The sequence below is a fragment of the Paraburkholderia sp. genome (genome assembly GCF_050742655.1).
In the GTDB taxonomy this organism is placed as follows: Bacteria; Pseudomonadota; Gammaproteobacteria; order Burkholderiales; family Burkholderiaceae; genus Paraburkholderia.
On the sequence record NZ_JBOIGG010000032.1, the window covers coordinates 1 to 25,109 of the forward strand.

Annotated in this window: 21 protein-coding genes and 1 pseudogene; 16 read left to right on the forward strand and 6 right to left on the reverse strand. The window is 59.6% G+C overall.

Annotation, left to right across the window (positions count from 1 at the left end; genetic code table 11):
- A partial coding sequence (locus ACREXZ_RS29015; protein WP_431767579.1) for an NfeD family protein occupies positions 1-233 on the forward strand: 233 nt, incomplete at its 5' end.
- 49 nt (positions 234-282) lie between these two features.
- Positions 283-1,212 carry an SPFH domain-containing protein gene (locus ACREXZ_RS29020; RefSeq protein ID WP_431767580.1) on the forward strand — a complete coding sequence of 310 codons (930 nt, stop codon included), beginning with the start codon at positions 283-285 and terminating at the stop codon, positions 1,210-1,212.
- Between the two features lie 97 nt (positions 1,213-1,309).
- Here the strand turns inward: ACREXZ_RS29020 and smpB are convergent, their stop codons facing one another.
- On the reverse strand, positions 1,310-1,756 hold the full coding sequence (smpB, locus tag ACREXZ_RS29025; protein ID WP_431767581.1) for an SsrA-binding protein SmpB: 447 nt from the start codon (positions 1,754-1,756) through the stop codon (positions 1,310-1,312).
- Positions 1,757-1,857: 101 nt separating this feature from the next.
- Between smpB and ACREXZ_RS29030 the strand changes: the two genes are divergently transcribed.
- Both ACREXZ_RS29030 and ACREXZ_RS29035 read left to right on the forward strand, forming a co-directional pair.
- Positions 1,858-2,295 carry a type II toxin-antitoxin system RatA family toxin gene (locus ACREXZ_RS29030; RefSeq protein WP_431767582.1) on the forward strand — a complete coding sequence of 146 codons (438 nt, stop codon included), beginning with the start codon at positions 1,858-1,860 and terminating at the stop codon, positions 2,293-2,295.
- The gene (locus ACREXZ_RS29035; RefSeq protein WP_431767583.1) at positions 2,292-2,624 is read left to right on the forward strand and encodes an RnfH family protein; all 333 of its coding nucleotides are present in this window, start codon (positions 2,292-2,294) and stop codon (positions 2,622-2,624) included. Before ACREXZ_RS29030 ends, ACREXZ_RS29035 begins: the two co-directional genes overlap by 4 nt.
- 19 nt (positions 2,625-2,643) lie before the next feature.
- On the opposite strand, the gene ACREXZ_RS29040 is transcribed toward ACREXZ_RS29035, so the two are convergent.
- Positions 2,644-3,639 (reverse strand): DMT family transporter, encoded by a 996-nt coding sequence (locus ACREXZ_RS29040; RefSeq protein ID WP_431767584.1) that lies wholly within the window; start codon positions 3,637-3,639, stop codon positions 2,644-2,646.
- Positions 3,640-3,944: 305 nt separating this feature from the next.
- On the opposite strand from ACREXZ_RS29040, the gene guaB reads away from it, so the two are divergent.
- The 11 genes from guaB to ACREXZ_RS29095 all read left to right on the forward strand — a co-directional run bounded on the left by guaB (position 3,945) and on the right by ACREXZ_RS29095 (position 18,407).
- Positions 3,945-5,405, forward strand: coding sequence for an IMP dehydrogenase (gene guaB, locus ACREXZ_RS29045; RefSeq protein WP_431767585.1), 1,461 nt, complete (start codon positions 3,945-3,947; stop codon positions 5,403-5,405).
- Positions 5,406-5,411: 6 nt separating this feature from the next.
- Positions 5,412-6,080 (forward strand): hypothetical protein, encoded by a 669-nt coding sequence (locus ACREXZ_RS29050; protein WP_431767586.1) that lies wholly within the window; start codon positions 5,412-5,414, stop codon positions 6,078-6,080.
- Positions 6,081-6,235: 155 nt separating this feature from the next.
- On the forward strand, positions 6,236-7,819 hold the full coding sequence (gene guaA, locus ACREXZ_RS29055) for a glutamine-hydrolyzing GMP synthase (protein WP_431767587.1): 1,584 nt from the start codon (positions 6,236-6,238) through the stop codon (positions 7,817-7,819).
- 222 nt (positions 7,820-8,041) lie between these two features.
- Positions 8,042-9,214, forward strand: coding sequence for a tyrosine-type recombinase/integrase (locus tag ACREXZ_RS29060; protein ID WP_431767588.1), 1,173 nt, complete (start codon positions 8,042-8,044; stop codon positions 9,212-9,214).
- Positions 9,215-9,223: 9 nt separating this feature from the next.
- The gene (locus ACREXZ_RS29065) at positions 9,224-9,961 is read left to right on the forward strand and encodes an IS6 family transposase (protein ID WP_431767589.1); all 738 of its coding nucleotides are present in this window, start codon (positions 9,224-9,226) and stop codon (positions 9,959-9,961) included.
- A gap of 204 nt (positions 9,962-10,165) precedes the next feature.
- Positions 10,166-10,651 carry a hypothetical protein gene (locus ACREXZ_RS29070; RefSeq protein WP_431767590.1) on the forward strand — a complete coding sequence of 162 codons (486 nt, stop codon included), beginning with the start codon at positions 10,166-10,168 and terminating at the stop codon, positions 10,649-10,651.
- Between the two features lie 68 nt (positions 10,652-10,719).
- The gene (locus ACREXZ_RS29075; RefSeq protein WP_431767591.1) at positions 10,720-13,842 is read left to right on the forward strand and encodes a hypothetical protein; all 3,123 of its coding nucleotides are present in this window, start codon (positions 10,720-10,722) and stop codon (positions 13,840-13,842) included.
- Positions 13,843-13,968: 126 nt separating this feature from the next.
- Positions 13,969-14,916: a hypothetical protein gene (locus tag ACREXZ_RS29080; RefSeq protein WP_431767592.1), complete on the forward strand. Its 948-nt coding sequence runs from the start codon at positions 13,969-13,971 to the stop codon at positions 14,914-14,916.
- A 310-nt stretch (positions 14,917-15,226) separates the two neighbouring features.
- Complete coding sequence (locus ACREXZ_RS29085) at positions 15,227-15,946, forward strand: hypothetical protein (RefSeq protein ID WP_431767593.1); 720 nt, start codon at positions 15,227-15,229, stop codon at positions 15,944-15,946.
- Entirely contained in the window at positions 15,946-17,511 is a 1,566-nt protein-coding gene (locus ACREXZ_RS29090) for an NAD(P)-binding protein (RefSeq protein ID WP_431767594.1), read from the forward strand. Before ACREXZ_RS29085 ends, ACREXZ_RS29090 begins: the two co-directional genes overlap by 1 nt.
- A 179-nt stretch (positions 17,512-17,690) precedes the next feature.
- Complete coding sequence (locus tag ACREXZ_RS29095) at positions 17,691-18,407, forward strand: hypothetical protein (protein ID WP_431767595.1); 717 nt, start codon at positions 17,691-17,693, stop codon at positions 18,405-18,407.
- 174 nt (positions 18,408-18,581) lie between these two features.
- Here the strand turns inward: ACREXZ_RS29095 and ACREXZ_RS29100 are convergent.
- From ACREXZ_RS29100 to ACREXZ_RS29115, 4 genes and pseudogenes are all read right to left on the reverse strand, one after another.
- A pseudogene (locus ACREXZ_RS29100) lies at positions 18,582-18,770 on the reverse strand (patatin-like phospholipase family protein); the annotation flags it as partial.
- 50 nt (positions 18,771-18,820) lie between these two features.
- Positions 18,821-22,342 carry a DEAD/DEAH box helicase gene (locus ACREXZ_RS29105; RefSeq protein ID WP_431767596.1) on the reverse strand — a complete coding sequence of 1,174 codons (3,522 nt, stop codon included), beginning with the start codon at positions 22,340-22,342 and terminating at the stop codon, positions 18,821-18,823.
- On the reverse strand, positions 22,332-23,102 hold the full coding sequence (locus ACREXZ_RS29110) for a Hachiman antiphage defense system protein HamA (protein WP_431767597.1): 771 nt from the start codon (positions 23,100-23,102) through the stop codon (positions 22,332-22,334). The genes ACREXZ_RS29105 and ACREXZ_RS29110 overlap by 11 nt, the downstream gene beginning before the upstream one ends.
- 17 nt (positions 23,103-23,119) lie before the next feature.
- Positions 23,120-23,989 (reverse strand): restriction endonuclease, encoded by an 870-nt coding sequence (locus tag ACREXZ_RS29115; RefSeq protein WP_431767598.1) that lies wholly within the window; start codon positions 23,987-23,989, stop codon positions 23,120-23,122.
- Between the two features lie 471 nt (positions 23,990-24,460).
- On the opposite strand from ACREXZ_RS29115, the gene ACREXZ_RS29120 reads away from it, so the two are divergent.
- Entirely contained in the window at positions 24,461-24,682 is a 222-nt protein-coding gene (locus ACREXZ_RS29120) for a hypothetical protein (RefSeq protein WP_431767599.1), read from the forward strand.
- Positions 24,683-25,109 lie beyond the last annotated feature (427 nt).

Here is a 25,109-nt window from a genome sequence, read left to right on the forward strand (position 1 = left end):
GTCGACGCGCGCGCGTCGACGCGGCCACGAGCCCGGACGTGAATCTCGACATCGGCTCGACGTTGACCGTCGCCGAATGGCAGGACGGACGTGCACGCGCAAGCTACCGCGGCGCGCAATGGGACGTCGAACTCGCGCCGGGCGAGCCCGAGGACGCGCGGCTCTACGAAATCACCGCGCTGCGCGGCAACCGTCTGATCGTCGCGGCGCACCGGCAGCCGGCGCACGCGTAGTCATGCCAGTCGTCGACCGGAACCACACCACACACTGCAAAGGACTCGAATGAACCTGACCATCGTCGGCGTCATCCTGCTGATCATCGTCGTCACGATCATCATGAAGACCATCAAGATCGTGCCGCAGCAGCACGCATGGGTGCTCGAACGGCTCGGCCGCTACCACGCGACGTTGACGCCGGGCCTGAACATCGTGCTGCCGTTCGTCGATCGCATTGCATACAAGCACGTGTTGAAGGAAATTCCGCTCGAGGTGCCGAGCCAGGTCTGTATCACGCGCGACAACACGCAGCTACAGGTGGACGGCGTGCTGTACTTCCAGGTGACCGATCCGATGAAGGCGTCGTACGGATCGAGCAACTTCGTGTTCGCGATCACGCAGCTGTCGCAGACCACGCTGCGTTCGGTGATCGGCAAGCTCGAACTCGACAAGACGTTCGAGGAGCGCGATTTCATCAATCACAGCATCGTGTCGTCGCTTGATCAGGCCGCGACGAACTGGGGCGTGAAAGTGCTGCGCTACGAGATCAAGGATCTCACTCCGCCGAAGGAAATTCTCCACGCGATGCAGGCGCAGATTACCGCCGAGCGCGAGAAGCGCGCGCTGATCGCGGCGTCGGAAGGGCGCAAGCAGGAGCAGATCAATATCGCGTCGGGTGGCCGCGAAGCCTCGATCCAGAAATCCGAAGGCGAGCGGCAGGCCGCGATCAATCAGGCGCAGGGTCAGGCGTCGGCGATTCTTGCAGTGGCCGAGGCAAACGCGCAGGCAATCCAGAAGATCGCCGCGGCGATCCAGTCGCAGGGCGGCATGGAGGCGGTGAACCTGAAGGTGGCCGAGCAGTACGTCAATGCGTTCGCCAATCTGGCGAAGCAGGGCAACACGCTGATCGTCCCCGGCAACCTCGCGGACATGAGCACGATGATCGCGTCCGCGCTGACCATCGTGAACCGCAGCAAGACGACCGAGACGCGTTGAGCGGTTCAACTACACTTCAGCGTCCACAAATGAAACGGGCCCAGGTGGGCCCGTTTCTTCATACGCGGTGCGACGGAGTGTCGCGGCAAACGCCGGCTCATGTCGGCGTGCGCATCAGACGCGCCTTTTCGCGTTCCCAGTCGCGCTTCTTCTCGGTGTCACGCTTGTCATGCATCTTCTTGCCCTTCGCGAGACCGATTTCGCATTTGACGCGACCGCCCTTGTAGTGGAAGTTCAGCGGCACGAGCGTGTAGCCACGCTGCTCGACCTTGCCGATCAGCCTGCTGATCTCTTCCCCATGCAGCAGCAGCTTGCGCGTGCGGACCGGGTCGGGGTTGATGTGGGTCGATGCCTCGGGCAGCGGGCTGATGTGCGCGCCGATCAGGTACAGCTGGCCGTCGCGAATCACGACGTAGCCTTCCTTGATCTGGCCGCGGCCGGCGCGCAGGGCTTTGACCTCCCACCCTTCGAGCACGAGTCCCGCTTCGTAGCGGTCCTCGATGAAATAGTCGAAGAACGCCTTTCTGTTGTCGATGATGCTCATTAATGGAAAGTGCCCAACTCGTTTAAAATTACGATTTTAGCAAAGCGGAGTCCGTAAAAGGCCCGCTTGGCCAGCCTACCTCGCCACGTGCTGTTCAATTTATGGCAGATGTCCAGAAAACCGTGTTGATTCGCCATTCGGCGGAACAGATGTTCGACCTCGTCACCGACGTCGCCGACTACCCCAATTTCCTTCCGTGGTGCGGCGGGGTCGAGATCCGCCGTCAGGACGAAAACGGCATGGAGGCGAAGATCGACATCAACTTCAAAGGCATCCGGCAGCACTTCGCGACCCGCAACACGCAGCAGCGCCCCTCGCGGATCGACATGGAATTCGCCGACGGTCCGTTCCGCAAGTTTACCGGCTATTGGCGCTTCACGCCGCTGCGCGCCGACGCGTGCAAGATCGAATTCGCGCTGCACTACGAATTCAAGAACATCATCCTCGAAAAGATCATCGGCCCGGTGTTCAGCCATATCGCGAACACCTTCGTCGAGTCGTTTGTGAAGCGTGCCGACCAGCGGTACGGCAAGGCATGAGCGCGCTGCTGTCGATCGAGGTCTGCTACGCGCTGCCCGACCGGCAGACGCTACTGCCAGTCACGTTGCCGGCGGGTTCGACGGTGGAACAGGCGATCGTCGCGAGCGGTGTGCTGCAACGGCATCCGGACATCGATCTGACGAAACAGAAGGTCGGCGTGTTCGGCAAGCTGAAGCCGCTGGACGCCGTGCTCGCCGATCACGATCGCGTCGAGATCTACCGTCCGCTGATCGTCGATCCGAAGACCGCGCGCCAGCGGCGGGTCGACAAGACGCGCCGCGAAGGATCGATCGAAGGGCGCAAGTGGTTGCCGAAGGATTCGCGCTAGTCCACACCAGCACGGTGTTTCAGTGCGCCTGAGCCTGCGCTTCTTCTTCGATCGACCGACGCGGCGGCTTACCAGACCCGCCGTTCGCATGCTGCCGCACCGACCAGCTCACTCCCGCGACCAGCAGCACGATCGCCGCCGCCTCGAGCGGACGCGGCCAGCGATGATCGAAGATGAACGCGTACAGCAGCGCGAACAGCGTTTCGAACACGATCAACTGACCGGACAACGTAAGCGGCAAGTGTTTCGACGCCGCGTTCCACAGCCCGTTGCCGACCCACGAAGCGCCGATCGCGAGCGCCAGGTTCATCAGCCAGAACACCTGCCAGCGGCCGGCCGCGAGTTCGGGCTGTACCGTGCCGGCGGGCAGCAGCGCCACGCCGAGCCCCAGCGCCAGCCATAGAACGACCCCAAGCGCGCCGGTCACGACGCCCCACAGCATTGACCACTCGTTGCCGTCGAAGTGCGCGAGCCGCCGCATATAACGCGCGTTCGCGACCGCAAACCATGTCCAGCAGATGAGGGCGCCAACCGCGCAGACAACCCCCGCGAGTTTCGCGAGCACGCTGGCATCGCTCTGATGAGCGGTCGTGAAGACGTCGACGTTGATACAGACGATACCGGCCACCACCATCGCGAGTGGCCATACGAGTCGCGTGAGGGGCACTGCGCCGTGGTCGTCGCGACCCAGCAGCGTCACGGTGACCGGCAGCACGCCGACGATCAGTGACGCCGGCGCGATGCCGATCAGATGCACGGCAAAGGTCACGAGCACGTAGTAGAGCAGGTTGCCGACCAGCGCGAGCCGCACGAGCGCACCGAGATCCTCGCGCGTGAGCCGGCGCAGCAGCGAGCGGGCAGCGGGCAGCGCCGCGACCAGCGAGACGATGCCGTACATCGTGTAGCGTCCGGCGGACAGCAGCAGCGGCGAAAAATCGGCCAGCAGCCGTGGCACCAGAAACACCATCCCCCATAACGCACCGGCCATGACGCCGTAGGCGACCCCTCGCTGCATGAACTGCTCCGCAATGAAACCTGTCGATGACGCGCAGGTTAGTCGGGAACGCGTAAAACGGTCTTGTTCGATCCTGCACAACCGCTGCTTGAAGTGCCGTTCCGACTCTGTCCCTTTCGGTCCGCGACACCGATTTTCGGCAGCCGAACGCGCCGGATGCAAACGAAACCGGATCGAACCGGGCTCGAACGGAGAAGCGAAATCGGACTGTCGCGCGGCCGCAAAAAATCGCTAAGCTGCTGTTCGTGCAGTGAAAACCGGGGAGGTATCGCGTATAATCCGGTTTTGCGCCTATAGGATTTGCCATGCGTCTGATCCAGAAAGCACTCACGTTCGATGACGTGCTCCTCGTCCCGGCCTTCTCTGATGTCCTGCCGCGCGACACCAGCCTCAAAACCCGGCTGACCCGCAATATCTCCCTGAACATGCCGCTCGTGTCCGCCGCGATGGACACCGTCACGGAAGCACGCCTCGCGATCGCGATGGCACAGATGGGTGGCGTCGGCATCATCCATAAGAATCTCACGCCGGCCGAGCAGGCTCGCGAAGTCGCGAAGGTCAAGCGCTTCGAATCGGGCGTCGTGCGCGATCCGATCACGGTGCCGCCGCAGATGAAAGTGCGCGACGTGATCGCACTGTCGCAACAGCATGGCATTTCGGGTTTTCCGGTCGTCGAACGCGCGCAACTGATCGGCATCGTCACCAACCGCGATCTGCGCTTCGAAGAGCGTCTGGACGAGCCGGTGCGCAACATCATGACGCCGCGTGAGCGTCTCGTGACCGTGAAGGAAGGCACGCCGCTCGCCGAAGCGAAGGCGCTGATGCATAGCCACCGCCTCGAACGCGTGCTCGTGATCAACGACGCATTCGAACTGCGCGGCCTGATGACCGTGAAGGACATCACGAAGCAGACCGAACACCCGGACGCGTGCAAGGACGAACACGGCAAGCTGCGCGCAGGCGCCGCAGTCGGTGTCGGCGAAGATAACGAAGAGCGCGTGTCGCTGCTCGTGCAGGCCGGTGTCGACGTGATCGTCGTCGATACTGCGCATGGACACAGCAAGGGCGTGCTCGAGCGCGTCCGGTGGGTGAAGAAGAATTTCCCGCACGTCGAGGTGATCGGCGGCAACATCGCTACCCCTGAAGCCGCGAAAGCGCTCGTCGAATACGGTGCGGACGGCGTGAAGGTCGGTATCGGCCCGGGCTCGATCTGCACGACGCGGATCGTCGCCGGCGTCGGCGTTCCGCAGATCAGCGCGATCGCGAACGTTTCGGATGCGCTGAAGGGTTCGGGCGTGCCGGTCGTCGCGGACGGCGGCGTGCGTTTCTCGGGCGACGTCAGCAAGGCGCTCGCGGCGGGCGCGAACTCGGTGATGATGGGCAGCATGTTCGCCGGCACCGAAGAGTCGCCGGGCGACGTGTTCCTTTACCAGGGCCGCCAGTACAAGTCGTACCGCGGCATGGGCTCGGTCGGCGCGATGAAGGACGGCGCGGCGGACCGCTACTTCCAGGACAACTCCGCGAACATCGACAAGCTCGTGCCGGAAGGCATCGAGGGCCGCGTCGCGTACAAGGGCTCGGTCGGCGCGATCCTGTTCCAGCTGATCGGTGGCGTGCGCGCGAGCATGGGCTACTGCGGTTGCCGCACGATCGACGAGTTGCACGAGAAGGCCGCGTTCGTCCAGATCACTGCGGCGGGCATGCGGGAGTCGCACGTGCACGACGTGCAGATCACGAAGGAAGCACCCAACTACCACGTGGACTGATCGCCGATGAAACCTCTGCTGCGCGTAGTGCTGATCATCGATGCGTTGCTGCTGCTCGGCTTCGGGTTGCTGTTCCTGCTGACCCCCTGGGCTTCGCTATACAACGCGCTACAACTGGTACAGGTGCAGCCGGCCCTCGTTGGCCAGGCGTTCGGCGTCGCGTTGATCGGACTCGCATGGCTCGCGTTTCATGCGTCGATCGACGGCGCGCTGACCGCGACTGCGGCGAAGGTGGTCGGCCACGTGAACTGGCTGACCGGCGTGCTGATGCTGGTATGGCTGCTCGGGTTGCATACGCCGTCGCTGACGGGCTTCGGCCAGTTGGTGTCGGTGCTGGCCGGCGTGGTGCTGCTGGTGATCGGGCTCGGTGGTGTCCGGCTTGCGGGCGCAGTGCGGCGACTCGAACGTACACGCCTCGCCGATGCAGCCGTGGCCGAACGCGAGCGGCAGGCCGCGAAAACGCGTGGCGCGGGCGAGCGTGACCGCTCTCCGGGCTATCGCGCAGAGCCTGTCGTAGATGCAACGCGACCGGTGAGCCCGGCGACCGGACAACCGGTCGAGCCCAGTCTCGCAACCGGTTCGACGGCCAGCGACACGACCACAGGCGGCAGCGCTGCCACACGCGATGCGACGGCCGAGGCGGCCGGTTCGCCGCGGCCTCCGTTTCATGGCTGACGCGCACCGCTCCGATACCGCTCGCCGAAGCACCCGGTTTTCGTCCGCACGCGCCGCGCATTCTGCCGGCGCTGCGAGGCTATCGCTACTCATCTTGATGCCGCGGCGCATCGCGCGGCATTCCCTCTTTGCTCACTCTGACTCCGTCCGCTGCCATGCATGACAAGATCCTGATCCTCGACTTCGGCTCGCAAGTTACCCAACTGATCGCGCGCCGTATCCGCGAAGCGCACGTGTACTCGGAGATTCATCCGTACGACGTCGACGACGCGTTCATCCGCGACTTCGCGCCGAAGGGCGTGATCCTGTCGGGCGGCCCGAGCTCGGTCACTGAAACGGACACGCCGCGCGCGCCGCAGGCCGTGTTCGATCTCGGCGTGCCGGTGTTCGGCATCTGCTACGGGATGCAGACGATGGCCGAACAGCTCGGCGGCAAGGTCGACAACGGCCATCTGCGCGAGTTCGGCTATGCGGAAGTGCGGGCGCGCAACCACACGAGCTTCCTCGAAGGCATCGAGGATTTCCGTACCGCCGAAGGCCACGGCATGCTGAAAGTGTGGATGAGCCACGGCGACAAGGTGCTCGAAATGCCACAGGGCTTCCAGCTGATGGCATCGACCGAATCGTGTCCGATCGCCGCGATGGCCGACGAAACGCGCCGCTTCTACGGGGTGCAATGGCACCCGGAAGTGACCCACACCGCGCAAGGCCGCGCGATGCTCGAGCGCTTCGTGCTGAAGATCTGCGACGCGCAGCCGGATTGGGAGATGGGCCATTACGTCGACGAGGCAGTGGCGAAGATTCGCGAGCAGGTTGGCAGCGAGCACGTCATTCTGGGGTTGTCGGGCGGCGTCGATTCGTCGGTGGCCGCGGCGCTGCTGCACCGTGCGATCGGCGATCAGCTGACCTGCGTGTTCGTCGATCATGGCCTCTTGCGACTGAACGAAGCCGAGCAGGTGATGGCGACTTTCGCCGACCACCTCGGCGTCAAGGTGATCCACGTCGACGCGAGCGACGCGTTCCTGTCGAAGCTCGCCGGCGTGACCGATCCCGAAGCGAAGCGCAAGATCATCGGCGCGGAATTCGTCGAAGTGTTCCAGACGGAGGCCGGCAAGCTGACCGACGCGAAGTGGCTCGCGCAGGGCACGATCTATCCGGACGTGATCGAATCGGCGGGCAAGGGCAAGAAGGCCACGCAGACGATCAAGAGCCATCACAACGTCGGCGGGTTGCCCGAGACGCTGAACCTGAAGCTGCTCGAGCCGCTGCGCGAACTGTTCAAGGACGAAGTGCGCGAGCTGGGCGTGAAGCTCGGCCTGCCGCCCGCGATGGTGTATCGCCATCCGTTCCCGGGCCCGGGTCTCGGCGTGCGGATCCTCGGCGAGGTGAAGCGCGATTTCGCCGACCTGCTGCGCCGCGCGGACGCGATTTTCATCGAGACGCTGCGCACGACCATTGACGAAGCGACCGGCAAGTCCTGGTACGACCTGACGAGCCAGGCGTTCGCGGTGTTCCTGCCGGTGAAGAGCGTCGGCGTGATGGGCGATGGACGGACCTATGAGTATGTCGTTGCGCTGCGTGCGGTGCAGACGCTCGACTTCATGACTGCGCATTGGGCCCATCTGCCGCATGAACTGCTCGGGCAGGTTTCGAACCGGATCATCAATGAAGTGCGCGGGATCAATCGGGTGGTGTACGACATTTCGGGGAAGCCGCCAGCGACGATTGAGTGGGAATGATTTAGACTGCTCCCAAGTCGTTCCGGGAGTGCCGGTTTTTACTGTTTTTCCTTTAAAAAACAGTGGGTTACTGTCCATTGCGATCCGTTATGATCCGGACAGTGCCCGGAGGAAATGTTGGTATCGCTGACGGTATCGCGATTTCCCCCTCGGACGGCGTTATCCGATACCGTCACGTCGGTCTGACGGTATCGGCTGACGGTATACGTTCGAGGAGTTCTTATGCTCACAGATATGCAGTTGCGAGCGTTGAAGCCCGCTGAGAAAATCTATAAGGTCGCCGATCAGCAGGGGCTATATGTGGCGGTGATGCCGTCGGGTGCGGTGAGCTTCCGGTACGACTACCGAGTGAACGGTCGCCGTGAAACCTTGGTTATAGGCCGGTACGATCCATCACTGTCTGCACGAAAGCCGCGGAAGCCGGACGAGCTCGGATTTGGAATGAAGATCAGCCTCCCGGAAGCCAGGCTACTTCGCGACCACGCCTACGGAGCGATCCAGCGTGGACACAGTCCGTCACGTGCGAAAGTCGAGAAACGGGTCGAGGCGGCCGAAGCGCTGACATTTGGAAAATGGGCAGAGAAATACTTTGCGGAGACCGCCCTTGCGGATTCCACGCGTTCGATGCGTAAATCGGTGTATGAGCGCAATCTCGCGTCCGAATTTGGTCGGCTGAAATTGGAAGAGATCACACCCGTGCGATTGATGGCGCGCTGCGAGAAAATCAAGGAGCGGGGGGCAGTTGCTCAAGCGGTCCACGCGCGGGAAATCGTGTTGCAGGTCTTCCGATTTGTTGGGGCTCGGGGTATCAAGGTAGACAATCCAGCGGCGGCTATCCGTCCAAGCGCCATAGCGACGTTTAAGGCACGCGATAGGGCGCTGAGTCCGGAGGAGATATACATCTTCTTTAACGCGTTGGAGCTGACGTCAACGACGCCGACGTTGCGGCTTGCCATCAAATTTATGCTGCTGACGTTGGTGCGCAAATCGGAGTTCATCGATGCCGTGTGGGATGAGGTGAATTTCGAGACCGCGACTTGGACTATCCCGAAAGAGCGCATGAAGGCCAGGCGCCCTCATCACGTATACCTAAGTGAGCAGGCGCTGGAGATTCTCGTCGTGTTCAAAACCTGCTTCGGGTCAAGTCAGTATCTGCACCCCGGACGGTATGAAACAGCGTCGCCGATCAGTGCGGCCACGTTGAACCGAGTCATCGATAGTACGGTGAAGCTGATTTGCGCCAGAGGCGACGCGTTTGAGCCGTTCACCGTGCATGACCTGCGGCGCACGGCAAGTACTCATCTGCATGAAGCTGGTTTCAACTCCGACTGGATTGAAAAGTGTCTAGCGCATGAACAGCGTGGGCATTGTCACGTTAGCGAAGCCGTCGGTTAGGATAACGCTATGAAGAAGACGAAATCGCTCTACCACGGTCACCGGTTCCCGGCGTCGATCATCAGCTACGCCGTTCGCTGGTATTTTCGCTTTCAGCTCAGCCTGCGCGACATCGAGGAGCTGCTGTTCGAGCGCGGTGTGACCGTTAGCCACGAAACGATCCGCCGGTGGTGCGAGAAGTTTGGCGCCGGCTTCGCGCATCGGCTCAGGACTGACCGTCGCAAGCCGGGTTCCACGTGGCATCTCGACGAGATGTTCGTGTCGTTGCGCGGCGAACCCTGGCTGCTCTGGCGAGCCGTCGATGAACGCGGCGTGGAACTCGACATCCTCTTGCAGAAACGGCGCGCCAAGGCGGCCGCGAAGCGCTTCTTCAAGCGGGTACTGGCGGCCTGTGCCGAGGCTCCGAAAAAGATCGTCACCGACCAGCTGCGCAGTTACCCGGCCGCGAAAGCGGAGGTCCCTGAGCTGGCGAACGTGAAGCACGTGTTCGTCAAGGCCTGTGCGCGCAGCAACAATCGCGCCGAAAACAGCCACCAGCCCACGCGTGAACGCGAGCGGCGCATGCGTGGGTTTCGTCTGCCTGAGCGCACGCAATCGTTCCTCTCGTGCTTCGGTCCGATCCGGCAACACTTCGCGCTCAAGCGTCATCTGCTGCGCGCCTCGCTCTATCGCAAGCAACTCGCCGCGCGATTCGACGCGTGGCGTCTTTTCACCGGTATCGCCCAAGCTCCGTCCATTGTTTGCTGAGGATGGTACCGCCTGCCGATCTTGTTCCTCTGAGCGGCAACGTGACAAAGCCGTCCTCAGCTCGAAGCGGATCGAATCCAGCAGCAAGAGGCACAAGGCGTCCTTCGTCAGCTTCAGGAGGGAGTCGACGCACTTGTTGCCCTCCTTCAGGACGGAGCGCGCGCGTCGATAGGGGCGGTGTTGAGACTCGTTCGCGACAGAGAGATGTTGCGGCTTGATGAACGGTTCACTACCTATCTGATGCCAGACCCCCTGGATGACGGCAGCAGCGAATTCCAACATATCGTCGCCTTTCTTGCCTGTGAGGCCATTGAGCTGTGGGGATACCGGAAGTACATCGAAGAAGAGTCGCCCTTTGCCACGCAACAGGGTGTCAAGGGGGCTCAATTTGAGCGGGTACTGGTGGTTCTGGATGATGAAGAAGGAGCACACAGCCACTTTTCCTACGGGAAATACTTTGGCTTGGTTCAGCTATCCGAAAAGGATGACGAGAACATTGCGTCAGGCGCAGAGTCCGTGTTGGATCGTACGCGCCGGCTTTTTTACGTTTGCTGTTCGCGTGCAGTCAAAGACCTGGCCGTGGTGATCTTCGTGCCGGATGTCGAACAAGCCCGTAATGCCATCGAAAGAACAGATATCTTCCCCGCCGACGCAGTTCTCGGACTTGAGGAACTGGAGGGTTTGGCATGACCATGCCCACGAGACAATATGGCTGTCAAATGCTGATTGCCTATCTACGCGGATCAATCTGACGATTAATGGACTTTATTGACAAGCAGGTTGCACCGCCAAAGTCGTGGGAGAAGTTCGAAGATCTCACACGTGCGTTGTTTGCGGCAGTCTGGAAATCGCCTCTCACGCAAAAGAACGGTCGGACGGGCCAGAAGCAACATGGCGTTGACGTCTACGGGACGTCCGAGGCTGCGCCAGGTAGGACTGTCGGCGTCCAATGCAAGGGAAAGAGCGAGGGCTATGGCGCAAAGGCAACAATTGTCGAGTTCGATTCCGAGCTCGCCAAAGCCGAGAAGTTCAAGCCCTCACTTGGACATTGGACGTTTGCCACCACAGCGCCGATTGATGGACCTCTTCAGGAACACGCGCGGATCGTGTCGGAACAGCGTGAGAAGGAAGGGCGTTTCCCAGTAGTCGCGATAGGTTGGGAAACCATCCAGGCGCTACTATCCGGTCATCAAGCCGTGGTCGAAGAATTCTATCCCGAGCACGCAGGTGATTTGGCGAAGATCATGGCGGCGCTGCGGGCGCTACCAAGCGCGGCCGAGCTTGAACAATTTCGGAGGAGGCTGTTGGCGATCGCGCCACGAGGAGCATCGCCGAATGTTGACATCTCTGCATGGTCTGAGGTTCGCTTCGAAACAGCACGTGACCTTGGCCCCGCGCTAATGGGCCGTCCGCTAGGTCCGGCAGATGTCGCCGCTTGTCCAGTTCTTCCGGAGGTGGCCGTTTTGATTGCCGACCTGGAGCGGGCAGGTTCTGCGCGGGTCGCCGGCGTTCCTGGGGCTGGCAAGTCGATCTGCATGCTTCAGGCTGCACGGCTTGCACATGATCGCGGTTGGCGAATCTTGCGATTGCTTAATCCTTTGGAAGGAATTCCGCTATTCGTCGAGAACCCAGACCCAACGCTTTATATCATCGATGACGCGCATTTGGCCCGCCCAGCGATGCTGCGTGAGTTGGAGGAACGCGCAACTTCGTCGCGGTGGGTGCTCAGCGCGCATACGACTTTCGGAGACAGGGCTGGGGCGCCAGGTACCATCCAGCTTGATGCAAAGCGTGCGGTCCGCGTTATCGCAGATGGGTTGCGAGCGGTGCCAGACACTACGCTTGCCGCCGTTCGCCGCGCGGACGATCGGGTTGGCGATCGTCTAGGCGAGGAGTCATTCGACCAGCGTCTCGAACACGCTGCAGAACAGGCGCTCTATCCCTGGCAATTCTGCTTCATACTCGGAGGCGGATGGCGACGGGCGAGTGCGTTGGCAAGTTCTGCGCGTGCAGCGGGAGCGGACATCGTGCTTGCCGCCGCGGCTATTCGCCAGCTCGGTACCCGCGACGCCCGCTGCTCACGGGAAGTATTGATGCGGCTCGTCGGGGACGCGATGCCAATCCTCGATATTGACACCGCAACCACCTGGTTGGTTTCTCAGCGGTTTCTTGTGAGCGCTGACGACCTTAGGTGTCCGCACCAGCGCTTGGCCAGCGTTCTGCTTAAACGCATTCTCGAGGGGCAGTCAGCGGAAGAGCGTCAAATTGTTGCGCGTATGCTTGAGGCAGTATTTTGCGACAAGGAGACGCCGCTCGCGGGACTAAGCCTTCTGCTCAGTGAATTGTCGATCGCGGGTGAATCCGGCTGGTGGCGTTGGCTCGTGCAGTCAGCATGGCTTGCGCCGGCCCTCGCGCGCTGTTGGGCAGCGACCGCACCACCTGACATCCGCGATGCCTGCTGGGTGCTCAGCAATCTGTATGGCTATCTGCCCGAGGAGATGGGGGAGTTTGCCGGCCACAAAAATATTCTAGCGGAGTGGATTCAAATCGCACCGGAAGGTGCGTGCTATGCGATTGGCCGGGTCATTAATCATATTCACAACACCGATGAAGCGCTCGGAAAAAGTATCGTTGCGTTGGTTGACCCAGGCATACTGGCACGGGCGATAAGTACCGCGGACCCGTTACATGCAGGTGAGATCGCCCACCTCGTTTCCACGATGCGTACGGGCAAGGATGATGCTTGGAAGGAACGCTATCTAGAACATGTCGATCGCGACGCATGCCGTCGTACGGTTTCGACTTGGCCGCAGCATGCCTACTTGTCGGTCGCGGCCGAAATTTGCGAACATTTCTGCTATTTCGAACCGGATTTCGGGTTTCCACTGGTCGAAGTTCTAATCCCTGCTATCGCTGACCGGCTGCGTACAGATCCTCAAGAATCCTTTCATGAGCTCAACGACATTGTGTGGAATGCGTTGCGGCTCTACGACCCGCTCCACATCTTCGTCGGCAAGCTGGCGCCCTCACGGCGAATGCGACAGGTCGGGCGCAGGATCTGCGCTTGCTGGTCGCCGCAGGATCTCGCCATCAAATTATCGCGCAGCACGCACCGTAGCTTCCAGTCTGCTGCGGGACTGCTCAGCTTCATGCACAACGCCTCGCCAAAGCAGTTCGAGGCGACCGTGCTGGCGCTCGATTGGGACATGATCGACCAGGCAATTGGCGCAGATTGGGCGGACGAGATCGGTGACGCACGAATGCTGCTAGGCGTGGCATACATCCTCCCTGCGGCGCGCCCTGCGATTGAAGCTTTGATTGAGCGTAACAAGGTACGCATCGTCACCATGTCGACGGTTCTTGCTGCGCTTGCCCCGGCGAGCGCGCTGCGCCATATCGCCGAGGGCAAGCGCATCGCACTCTGCCGTCGGACTCATGTCGATTGGACACTGGGTGCTCTGGTCCTGGCTCGGTTCGCGCAATCGGAACCATCTTTGGTTCCGGCTTTACTCGAACCGCACTATGGCGGGATGGGAGCGGCGCTGTCGCAGGACAGTCCGACTTCCTACAATGATGGCTTATTGTTTTTACGTGTCCTCGCAGAGGTCGGGCCGGGCGGGCTAACGCGGGTACTGGACGAGATCGATATCGAGAAGGCTGGGCGCGGCTGGCGCAACGCGCTGCGCGGACGGGAAAACAATCGTATGCCCGGCTCCAAGGCACAGGCGCGCCAGGTTGCGTCGTTGCTGATTCAGCATGCACTCGATCGTCATGACGCCGTTGGCGATCTTTCACGGCGATTAAGGCGCGAATTTCCTCGCCAATCGGTGCCACTAGCGAAGACCGTTGAGCGGCTCGACATCACCAAATTGATCAACTAAGCACGCGGGGGATCGCATTAAGAACTCTGGTGCTGGCGCCAGTTTGACGTCTATACAAATCTCTGCCAATTCGATGCCGCGGGGGCATACAAAGGCATGGGTAAATTGTTTTGATCTTATCTCGATATGACGCTTACCGATCTTATTGCCGTTGTGTCTGTTCCTCTCGGTCTTCTGGCCGGCGGTGCCGGGGTATTCGCTGGTATTGGCCTCGCCAATCGGGAAGAGCGCCTGAAGACAATCAAAGGTCTACAGGCGAAAGATTTTGGCCAAAAAAAAATACAGTTCGCGGTCAATACCTGGTCGAGTATCTTTGAGCGCTTCTTCGGCTCCCGTTACATGGCGCGCCGACAGATATTGTCCATCCCCATCTATACAATCTGCATGTCGATGGCATTTTTTGCCATATGGATTGCGTGGATCTATCTGTTGCAAAATCCGACGCACACACTGGGTCCGTTGCCTGTCGTGGTTCGTCAGGCACTTTCTGACTTCTACAGGCAGGGAATACTAGCATGCATATTAACGGATTTGATTGCAATCCAGTTAACGAAATTTTCGCTTCGCAGGCTCAATACGAGTGGGATTTTCTCTGCAAGATTTCTGATTTCGTACCTGATCAACCTTGCGATCTGTTTTTTTCTGTTCACGGTTGTTGTTTTTCTGTTTAGGGTTGAGGATATGGTGAGGCTCTATATGCAGGTTGCGCCCCACGATCCAATGCCGATTGTGGCATATTCCCCAATCGAATATATTAGATCATCGATCGATCTGTTTCATCTGGAAACGACCATATACGTGACATCGCGTGGGTGGTTTTCAACCTATTTTATGCCGCAATCGGTTATATTGTACTGTACCGTCGCAACTCAAAGTACGCTCGTGTTTATGGTATTTGCCGCGGGACTGTTCCGGGCTTGCCAGTCCTCCAAGACATTCCTGCTCTCGGCGGTGCGAGGTATGGGGACGCCACGAGCCAATGCCAATGGACTTATAGTTTTCTTTGTGGCATCCCTGTTCGGGATAGCCGTAGGCTTTATGGTTCTTTTCTGGTTAGTTAAAGAGATTCTCTAGATTTAATCTACCTGATTGCGATTCGATGTGGCGGGAGGTGATCGGACCGACTCGCAGCCAATTGCTTGTCGAAACTAATTGAATCGCCCAAACTTCACGGACAGGCTTTGGCCCGTCTGTTGACCAGACAGTGGGCACTTTGTGTTTGAGAGTACCCTGGGGTGTCACGAGTTTTCACCTGAGAACATCCCCTCCTTGATGGATCGGGTAGTGGAGCCGCCCGATTTTCCCGCATACAATCGCGACTCAACGGAAAGTTAAACCGCGCAAGCGGCGACGCAGTGGGTCGATTACCAGTGGAAGCGAGCGCATGATCTTCAGATTCGATCCAGACCGAAATCCTTACGCGGATGATCTGCTCCGGTTGGCTTTGACCCCCGCCGGGAGGTTTTCCTCATCCGAGCGACTCGTCATCGCGCGCGTGCTCGCAGGCAAACTGTACGAGGTCAGCCACTTCCGTGATGCACCTTTCATGTTCGTTGGATCGCGCCGGTACCGCGAAAACGGTAGCGGTCGCGGGGTCGTCATCGACGTTTTTTTTGATGACGATTTTTCGAATGGCATACCTTCAAGAAGATATCTTTACAGTAACAAAGCCGCTGCACTCATCATCCTGTGCGTAGGCAAATACGGTGTCGTTGAGCTTTATAACGCAGCGGTGAAAGACCTGACCTATGAGCGAATCTGGGAGTTCTACGACCAGGCGGATGATCCAGAGTTTGAACCAATAGTAGAAAGCGATGGACGTGTTCCAGTGCGCGCGGATGACGCTGCTGCAAGCTCCTATCTTGGAGAGGACGCTGAGGAAGGTGGCCGCCCTTGGGCTGACCTGCGAGGCGGTAGGGACCGAGGGGGCGGCGATAACACGGGAGGTGGAGGCGCTTCTGGCGGCGGTGATGGTACGGGAGGGGGCGGTGAGGGTGGCGTGGGCGATGGCGCCGGAGCAGGAGGCACGGGCGAACTTCTCGATCATCCCGTGCTGCTCAGCATCGATCGCGACATCTTCAACTCTTTACTCGATCAGACTTGATGGCAAAGCTAAAAAGCCCTACGGATGCGCTGCCTCTGCTCGCATTCAAGATTGCTCCGCGCCAGTTTGACGTCAGCTATCGTTTCTCCAATATCAGTCTGCGCGACCAGATCGTGCGCGCGCAGATGCTGGTGCGTACCCTCGTACAGATGGGCCTGGTTAAACCGGGTGCTGCTGAGGACGACTCGGAGTTCCAGTTGCTGATCTGCGGGGCTGGTGCGGCGGGTCTGGCGGCGGCAAGGGAGGCACAGGCTCACAACGTTAGTTTTTTCCTCATTGAAAAAGGCAGGGTGGCGCCTGGTGGCGTGCTTGCAAGCAAAGCTCCCCGCTACGTCAGCCCGGCAATGTATGAGTGGCCACATCCCAATCACTCAGTGCACAGCTATCCTCTGGATAGACCAAGACTGCTCGATGACGAGACAGCTTCGAAGCCTGCTCTGAAACTCAAACTCGGCAAGCCGGTGTTGATTCGCACTTTCGGCTCAAGGTTTGGTGCGGGTATGGCGAATGACCTCGCGAGCTGGAAGCAGAATTTTGATGATTACGTGAATGATCTACCGATGCAGCGTCGCTTTCTGCTTGCGACCCAAACCACGCTGGATGACCAGACTAAGATCAAGCTGCGAGCAACGCTTGATCACAAGGTGAGTATTCACGGCGTTTCTCTTCGGCGGTTCAGGCTTCCGAAAGTCGAATTGGCGAGCGAGGACGGCGTTCTGGCTGGGCATAAATTCATATTCAGCTATGTGATCTATGCAGTCGGCTTCGCTGGTGAAAGTAAATTTTATGCGGATGGAATGGAGCCATCGGAGGATTTTCAGCACACCCCTTTCTGGGGACCAGACCAGATCCACAGGGACCGGATAGGCTTCAAGAGGCCGCCATCGGTCGGTATTCTTGGCTCTGGTGATGGAGCAATGCAGGATGCGTTGCGGTGTCTTGTGCAACAGTCAACGCCGCACCCTCTCGCCATCTGGAACGCCATGCTGGCGAATCAGCCACGACTGAAACGTTCTGCAAACCTTAAGGAGGCGCTGTCGGGGATTGCTGCGGCTGACGGCTATACGACGGGCGGCGCTGTCTGGACACATCAGCTAGGAATATTCAAATCGCTGGACAAAACGTTCGGCCATATCATCCACGAACTGGTCGCTCAGGAACGTGTCGCCTTGCTGGACGCCTTGCGACCCATCATTCGCACTGATGTCAAGCGCGTAACCATCGTCACCCAGCAGGGCTATTTCACCAAGGCCTATGCCCTGAACCGCTTTCTTGTGCTGCTGTTCAAGACACTCCTCCCGGAATTTGATGAATGCTTTCCCAGACTCGAGATCCTGTCGGGTAACGTGACCGCTTTCGACGAAACCAAGCTTGGGCCAAGGGGTGCAAGACTCACGATTCAACGTGCTGGTCAGACCACCCGGAACTGTGACCTGGTAATAATTCGTGGAGGCCTTGACAGAATGAATCCACCGACACAGCTCGTCGGGTTATCCGGTATGGACACGGGCCGGGCCGAGCTCGGTCGGATTCGTCCCCCTATCCGGCCCGCCGGGAAATCGTAGGCATCATTTCATTGCGCGATGCTCCGATTTTTCGTGGGGGAAGGGCGACGTGTCTGATCAGGTGTGTGGGCAGACTGCTGGTGCGGAGAGGCTCGAAGATCCCCGATAACCGATGCGACGGATCTCAGAAATTGCACCTGCTCATCTAACTCAGGCTCGCGCGGCATTACAAGTTCGTCATGGGTGCATCTTCTTATGCTTCGAGCCCAATGACGCGCTTTTTGCGCGCGGAAAATAGTGAACATCTGCTTTTTACAAGGACTATGGAAACCATCGAACGTATCCATCGTTTGACATCTCTTGAAGAAGTGGAGGTGATGCGGAAGAACGCGACGGCAGCCCAATTGCTGACGCCAGACATTGAGGTTGCGTTTCACGATCGCGAACTAGCGCTGTATGCGACGAAGGTCCTCCATGCCATCGACCGGGAGCCCGCCACCTTGCAGTCAGTAGAGTCGGACGTCGTTGCCGGGCTGGCTGCGCTTTGGATGACCAGCAACCGGCCAAATTATTCGATCTGCGCGGTCCGCGAGCGCAAGTCGGATCTGATCCGGTTTGCCAGCGACACAGTGTCAAAGCCGGGCAAGAGCCAAGGATATGGGCGTCTCATGGCCGCAGGCTTCGGGCACCTTGTGTTCGAGCGCGTTGTCCTCGCGCACCCTGATGTTTTTTCTGAAAAAGCACGTACTCTCGCGAGTTCGAGGCTTGACGCGGCCGAGCGTGATTGCGATATGGACGTGCCGGACGCCGCGTCGAAGGCGCAATCTAATGGCCGTTCCTCGACGAATGCGTTGCTTGAAGCGATCAGCTTTTTCAAGCCTACCCCGCACGAATGGTACGCGCTGCGAGGCGATGAAATTGTTCACCTTGCATGGGTGGAGGATGCAGATTTCTAGCAAGGTTGTGCGCTCGTCTTCGAACGAAACGACGAAGACCGCCGGCCGACCTACGCTCGCTGGCGCAGGAACGTCCGGCGCATCATGGACCGCGAATACGCCGCACCCCCAATAGCCAAGAAGTTTGCTCGGTTCGGCTTGAATTGCAGGGTCTCGGGTCCGCAGTGCATTCAGGGCTCCGGCACTGGTACCCCATATCGAAGTGGGAGTGGTGTTAGGGCCAGCCGTTAGGAGTCCCGCGAGTACTCCGGCCTCCCACGCTCCTCGCGCGCCTCCCCCTTGAATACAGAAGGCAGGACCCGCGGTCTTCTTTGTCAGTTTTGAACGTAAGTCGTTTGCTCGTTCATCAGGGATTGTCGTTATTCTTGAGTGGAAGTGAAAACTGTTCTTTCGGAATTAACAGCGGGCGTGCTTCAAACTATCCATAGATCATCAGGGCCGAGATAGCTCACGTCGAGATGACCAGCCTCTAGCGCCACGGTGGCGCGAACGAGGCCGCGGCGGTTGGAATTGAGCGGATGGTTGAGGACACCTCGCAACAGTCCTTCGGCTGAGAGCACGACCGGTTGCCCATTCGAATGATAGAGCGTCATGGGCGCCCCGGGGGGCGGCGGAAGCCCCTGCCATTGGACTTGTGCCCGGTACCGGCGCTCACCCCATGTCCGGCCATCGGGAGGGGCAAAATCCCGCGTGAAACCGAGCCACAGAGCTCTGGTTTCCGGGGTCGGCCAATCGGGTTGAGCGGAGAAAGCCATAACGACCGCCGATCGCAGCCAGGCACGGAGTTCCCAGCCAGTGGCGAATGTCGCAGCTGTGTCATTGACCGCCTTGATGGCGGCGAGCCGTGAGTTGAAACCGGCTTGAATCAGGATTGAGGCGGAGCGATTCATCGTCCCGGTTTCCACTGCAGGTACAGCCAGGCCGAGTTCATAGTCATCTAGCGTTAGCCCGAAGTCGCCGACTACGTCACCGTTCGCAACCGCGCGTACCCGCACCGCTTCCATCGCCCACGGCAGGCGGTAGACGAGGCCACCTTCGATGAACTGGAGCGTGTCGCCTTCCTGTCCGGCGACGAGTCCGGCGAGCGGCTGCCCCAACAGCCAGCAGCGCAAAATTTCCCGCCAGTTGTTCGGAAATGGGTCGGGCGTGAAAGGATAAAAGTTAAAGACGCGTTCGGCGAGCGCTGTGATTGCCTGGATGGCTGCTTCAACGTCGGACGCGAGGAGTGAGGCATTAGCCTGGACAAGCAGGAGATTGACCTCGGGCGCCACCGCATCGAGGGCGCGACCCGCCTCAAGGCCAAGACCGGCGAGAAAATAACCTCGGCGGGAGACTGACGTCGAACAGGCCCAGATGTACCGGCTGCGGGTCAGGAGCGCAGCTCGATAGGCTTGCCGGGAGGCGTCGTTCGAGCGCAATAGCCGTCTCTGCCACAGTGACGACTGCAGGATTGCATCCAGTGCGGCCTCTATGCCGTTGTCGGGGACGTCCACGTCGCCGATAAGGCCGAGTATTGCGGTATCGAGGGTCGGGAGATTGCGTTCCCATTCCTTCAAGGCGCGCTCTCGCTTGTCGATCCTTTCGCCGACGACCTCGGGAAAGGTCCATGCATCGGCGTTGTTGACGACGTAGTCCATCAGGTGATTGAGGTCACCCCCGACGCGTGCATGCATACGCATGAGCAAGGCTAGGATAAGCTGAATAAGACCGCTCTCCATCTCGCGTGCGCCGAGATCTTCAATCAGTTCTACCCATTCGCCATGCTTCTTGTTCCGTACGTCCTCGAAAATCGGAAAGAGTATTAAGCCCTCGACATCGACATAGGCACGTCCGGCGCGACCTATGACGTTTTTGAATTCTGAAACTTTGATCCGCTCGCCACTGCGGTAGAGCGAGTGAATGATGATGACGGTTGCCGAGAGGTTGAGCCCTTGGGCGAGTGTCGGCGACGAGATCGTGACCTTCAGGACGCCATCGCGTAGAAGCCGCTCGACTTCCTTGCGATAGGCCGTGGGCAGCGCGCCATGGTGGAGTGCCACGCCCAGTCGGAGGCACTTTAAAAGGTCGCTATCGGCGCTGAGCCATTCCTCGCCGAGCGCGATGGCCGTTTGCAGTACAGCAGCGTCGACGCTAAGCAAGGATCGCAGCGCGCCCCGTTCATGGAGGTCGACGATCACCTCGGCGAACGGTTCGACGCTTCGCCGTTCAGGGCAATAGATAAGGACGGTCTGTCCGTCGTCGACAAGCCGCCAAGCGGTGGCGAGGCTCAGCTCTCGCTGATCGTCCGGGAACAGGCGCGTGCGCAGCTTCTTGGGCCTGACAAAGAGCGGCGGCGCTGTGCCGGTCAGGAAGCGGGGAACGAAAGGGCGCTCCTCGCCAACACGAAGGTTCAGGCGCGCGGAGGGAGAGTTCCAGGTCACTTCGCCAAAGCGTAGCCGGGTAGGGCGCCAGTCCTGCTTGATCGCGCCACCAGGATGGTCGCGGCGCAGCCATGCGGAGAAATCCTCCAACTGGTCGCCATCGGGCAGGATGGCCGACAGGCACACAATCCGACGCTGATCGGCATCTGGCCGGCGAAGAAGGCGCTGGATCTGAACCTCGTAGCGAACTTCGCGCTCGCTAGGGCCAATCATATGTCCTTCATCAAACACAAGCAGGCCGACGTCGTCGAGCAGGGACGGGTCGTTCCGTAGGGCGAAGTCGAGTTTCTCGGGCGTCGCGACTACGATATTTCTTTCGCGTATTGCGTCTTCGTCGAATCCAGAAACTCCGATGCTGCCGTAGAGTGCTGAGATGGTTTTGCCGAGCGGGCCGAAAGTGCGCTGCAGGGTGGTCTCAGTCTGTGCCGACAGGGCGCGAAGCGGGGTGATAAATACGACCCGGCGGTTCGCGGCCAAGCAGCGAAGAATACAGAGTTCAGCGATGCGCGTTTTCCCTGCGCTGGTCGGGAGCGACACGACGAGATCGTCGGTCTGGTCCACGGAGCGGGCGGCGGCTATGATTTGGGAGGGCCAGAGATCCACCTCGGCTTTCGGGCGGCATCCGAGCGACGCGATGAATAGCTCCCGGAGGCTCGTCCAATCGGGTGCCGCGCCGCCGATAGGGTGCAGTGGTAACTTCTCGTGAAAGCTGTTCGACCAGAGATCAGACAGAAGATGGATCGCGACGCGGTGCGACCACCACTGCGGTAGAAGATTGAGCTCCTCACAGATGCTCAGGCTTTCTCGAAGTATGCCGATGGCACGGTCGACGAGTTGCCGCTCACCGCGCTCCAGAGCGACAAGGAACTGGGCAAGTGCGCCGAAGAAGGCGTCCGTCAGAGCGAGATCGAGGCCCTCGAACAGAAAGTTGTGGCCGTCGCGTTGCGTGTCGTCCACAACGTTTTCCTGTCCAACGCGTTCCTGAAAAAGACCCGCTATCCGAGCGTCTGAACCTCGGCCTTCAAGACGAAAGGTGTAGATGTGTGCCCGGAGCGTGGTGATGTCTCGCCGCATGAGGAGCGCGAGAACTCGTTCGATCGGCGAAAAGTTTTCGTCGACTGCGACTATTGCGAGCAACGAATAAGCGCGGGCCGACAGGTGGGCAAGATGGTAGCTGGCGGCCGCCATGACGAAGTGAAAGTCTCGATCCACTTCCTGGGCGTTGCCTTTCGCCATGACGGCCTCGAGGGCGGTCGCCGCTTGCTCAAAGGCTAGGCGAGCCTGACTCGGATCGCCGCCCATTTCCAGGAGGCGCAGGCCGAGGTTGAGGAGGGCATAGCCGTAGCTGTGAAGGTCGAAGCTGAGCTGGGGCGAAAAGGCTGGCGCGTCGGCTGGCAGGATCCCGTCCTGCCAGATCATCGAGCGTGCCTGGCCGCGCGCGATCAACCGTCCTCGGAACCCGGTGGCAGCGGCTTCGGTGATGGCTTGCCCGATTGCGCCAGGGTTAGTTGGCATTGGCGATCACTTGTCCGTAGACCGCGCCGATAAAAGCGGCGTGTCCAGCGACATGGAGGCCGATGCCCAATTGCGTAATTGGACCGGGATACGCCTGAAGCGACTGCTCCAGTAGCGCTTGTGGCGCGTTACCCGAAAAGGTGAATAACAGGTGGCGCACGCTTTCGATGGGAATCCCGTGTCGGAGCAGCGCGTCGTCAATCGCGTCGGCCAAGGGGAGATCCCCGAGCTCAAGCAGCCTGGCTGATATGAAGGAAAGCGCGTGAGCGGATGGAAGTCCGCCGTCCTTGTCGAGGCCGGCTCGCGCTTCTATCAGGGTTTGCGCACGCAAGTCGATCCGGCTCTTGGCCTCCGTTTTCAGGAAGCGAAGACGTCGGGTTTCGGGATCCAGAATCATGCCGATGACGTCGTCACCGCGCATCGCCATGTCACGATGATCTTTCCAGCGAAGCCGCTTTATGGGAGCGCGATAACCGGTCTGGGAGTTGATCCATTCCGTCGCATAGATTTCACCAAGGTCACCGGACCTGATTTGTGGCGTCTGGGGCAGCAGGTCAGTCACCATCCTGGCAGCTTGGACCTTCCCCAGACGCGCCAGTGCGCGGGCCACGCGCTCTTCCGCTGCGTAATGACCAGGCAGGGCGGCCGCGGTCAGCTGGATGCCAGTGGGAACGTCTACCGCCCTGCTGGTCATCACCCGGACATAGTGATTCCCCAAGGGAGTGTCGGCGGAATCGCACCAATCGTTGAACTGAACCACGCTTGCTCCTTTCTCGCTCAGTTTGGAAAGAGGTCGCGTACGCGCAGGAAGGGTGCACCGCTCTCCGCGGCGCCACGGACCTTGCGGGTTAGAACCTCTTCAAGCGAAATTTCGCGGTTGAGCATCTCGTAGATGTCGTAGCCATCCATGCAAATCACACGTTTGCCACGGCCGAAGGCAGCGAGTCCTTCCGCAGTGAAGCCGCTATTGCTAACAAAGAGGCCACGGGTCCAAGCGGCCTTTTGCTCGATTTTTCCGTGAAAAACATGAAGCTCGTTGACACCTATAGGCTTACCGTGCCATTTCGCTTCGACCAAATAGGTTTCATTGCCGAACTGGAAGCTCCCGTCGATCTGCTCACCCCGGAGGCGGAATGGATCTTGGGGCGCCAATCCATAAGCATCGAACAGATCCCGGAGGAACTTCTCGAATGCGTAACCGCGTGCATGAGGTTCCAGAGACGTAATGCTCAGGAGGTTGCCCTTGATCTGGGCAATCTTTCCCTTGTCGAAGATGGTGCTGGCCAGTGGAGCCGGCGGAGCGTTGTCCGGGCGTCCCCCCAGCCGAGTAATGAGTGATCGCAGCTTTTGTCCGGCGTCTTCAATATTCTCTGGCTCTTTGGAGCGGGCGCGAAAAGCCTCTCTGTATTCCCAGAGCGCATCGAGTGTCCGGATGACGGTCGACTTGTCGACCTTCTGGAGGAAGAAGCGAAGGCGCTTTGCCTTTGAATTTCCTCCCTGCGCGTAGCGCGGGTCGTCGATATTGACACCCAGTTCGCTTGCGAAAAATTGAGTGAAGGTGCGATCAGTAAAGTTCAGGACGTAGCCGCCGCCCATGTCGAACAGATCATCGATCAGCATCATATCGATGGCGCGGATGTTATTCATACTTTCCCTTTCTCCGGAGGGTTGGCCGCCCGGTCCTCTGAAATCCCTGCACCCCAAGGCTGGCAGCTGGGCGTCCGCCCAAGCTAATACCTATTATAAATAGTCTGGCAATGATTTCCGAAGGCGTTCCTGCTGCAAAGAATGGGGAAATCCCTAGGGCGGTTCGGTGGCCCCTTACATCATTGGCGATCGCAACCCGTGAGGTTCGCCAAATATTGTGATACCGCCCGCGATGCCCGATGCGCACGGAGGTCCGCATAACCCGTTCCAAAATTGTATGGGCGTTCATGCGGGTTAGATGATGGTCGACTGCCATCCGGCAATGAGGGCTCTGCGACACTTGGAAATGCTGCGCGTGCCAACGAAACGCTGTACTGGCGACGTTGGTAGCTATATTCCTGAAATGGGGTGCCGATGCGAATCTGGCATCGTTATAACAGGGGGAAGTGATGAGATCGCGGCGCGTATAACTTGTTCAGTAATTTTCTGGCCCAATGGATACCCGCTCTCTTTGAAACGACGAAGCGTGGGTATTGGAAGGATGCATACCTGATCGACCGCTTGGACAACAATGCCCGCATCACCGTTGACCTGACCGATCTGCACCGGCAGCCGTTTGAGTATGCCCACATTGGTGGCATTGAGACGCTATACCACCTGCGCGAATTTGGACGGCAACGTTACTGGGGATGACGACCCTCAATCGTCATCTATCGTGCGTTGTCTCTAGGCGCGGCCGATTCTGTTCGCTTTTTTTCTTCGGCGAGGAAGGTAGCTTGCCGACCCGGTTGGGCCGCTGGACGAAAGCCCTTCTCAACGACCGCCAAGTAACAGTTGTACATGCGCCATCATCCAAGGCAGTCCTATGACCTGACGTTCCCGGATTTTCCCGGCCGCTTCCCTCGGGCTCCCACACGCTGACCGAGTTGCAGCGTATGGCGCAAGAGGCAGTCGAGTTGCATATGGGATGGACCGGCGGGAACTCCCGATCCCGTCGAAAACGGAAGGTGGCCGGACGACGAGCGGTTTTGGGATGGTGTTTGGGTGATGCCAGATATTGATGTAGATACAATATAAAATCCCACGCCAGAGTTCTGGACGCGTGCCAGGAGTTATGTTG

Bases quoted from the DNA above. Each gene is read 5' to 3' on its own strand.
- ACREXZ_RS29030 (WP_431767582.1), top strand. From the start codon at position 1,858: ATGGCAGATGTCCAGAAAACCGTGTTGATTCGCCATTCGGCGGAACAG.
- guaA (WP_431767587.1), top strand. From the start codon at position 6,236: ATGCATGACAAGATCCTGATCCTCGACTTCGGCTCGCAAGTTACCCAA.
- ACREXZ_RS29060 (WP_431767588.1), top strand. From the start codon at position 8,042: ATGCTCACAGATATGCAGTTGCGAGCGTTGAAGCCCGCTGAGAAAATC.
- smpB (WP_431767581.1), bottom strand. From the start codon at position 1,756: ATGAGCATCATCGACAACAGAAAGGCGTTCTTCGACTATTTCATCGAG.
- ACREXZ_RS29070 (WP_431767590.1), top strand. From the start codon at position 10,166: ATGTTGCGGCTTGATGAACGGTTCACTACCTATCTGATGCCAGACCCC.
- ACREXZ_RS29115 (WP_431767598.1), bottom strand. From the start codon at position 23,989: ATGAATAACATCCGCGCCATCGATATGATGCTGATCGATGATCTGTTC.
- ACREXZ_RS29035 (WP_431767583.1), top strand. From the start codon at position 2,292: ATGAGCGCGCTGCTGTCGATCGAGGTCTGCTACGCGCTGCCCGACCGG.
- ACREXZ_RS29075 (WP_431767591.1), top strand. From the start codon at position 10,720: ATGGACTTTATTGACAAGCAGGTTGCACCGCCAAAGTCGTGGGAGAAG.
- ACREXZ_RS29105 (WP_431767596.1), bottom strand. From the start codon at position 22,342: ATGCCAACTAACCCTGGCGCAATCGGGCAAGCCATCACCGAAGCCGCT.
- ACREXZ_RS29080 (WP_431767592.1), top strand. From the start codon at position 13,969: ATGACGCTTACCGATCTTATTGCCGTTGTGTCTGTTCCTCTCGGTCTT.
- ACREXZ_RS29065 (WP_431767589.1), top strand. From the start codon at position 9,224: ATGAAGAAGACGAAATCGCTCTACCACGGTCACCGGTTCCCGGCGTCG.
- ACREXZ_RS29050 (WP_431767586.1), top strand. From the start codon at position 5,412: ATGAAACCTCTGCTGCGCGTAGTGCTGATCATCGATGCGTTGCTGCTG.
- ACREXZ_RS29095 (WP_431767595.1), top strand. From the start codon at position 17,691: ATGGGTGCATCTTCTTATGCTTCGAGCCCAATGACGCGCTTTTTGCGC.
- guaB (WP_431767585.1), top strand. From the start codon at position 3,945: ATGCGTCTGATCCAGAAAGCACTCACGTTCGATGACGTGCTCCTCGTC.
- ACREXZ_RS29090 (WP_431767594.1), top strand. From the start codon at position 15,946: ATGGCAAAGCTAAAAAGCCCTACGGATGCGCTGCCTCTGCTCGCATTC.
- ACREXZ_RS29085 (WP_431767593.1), top strand. From the start codon at position 15,227: ATGATCTTCAGATTCGATCCAGACCGAAATCCTTACGCGGATGATCTG.
- ACREXZ_RS29020 (WP_431767580.1), top strand. From the start codon at position 283: ATGAACCTGACCATCGTCGGCGTCATCCTGCTGATCATCGTCGTCACG.
- ACREXZ_RS29040 (WP_431767584.1), bottom strand. From the start codon at position 3,639: ATGCAGCGAGGGGTCGCCTACGGCGTCATGGCCGGTGCGTTATGGGGG.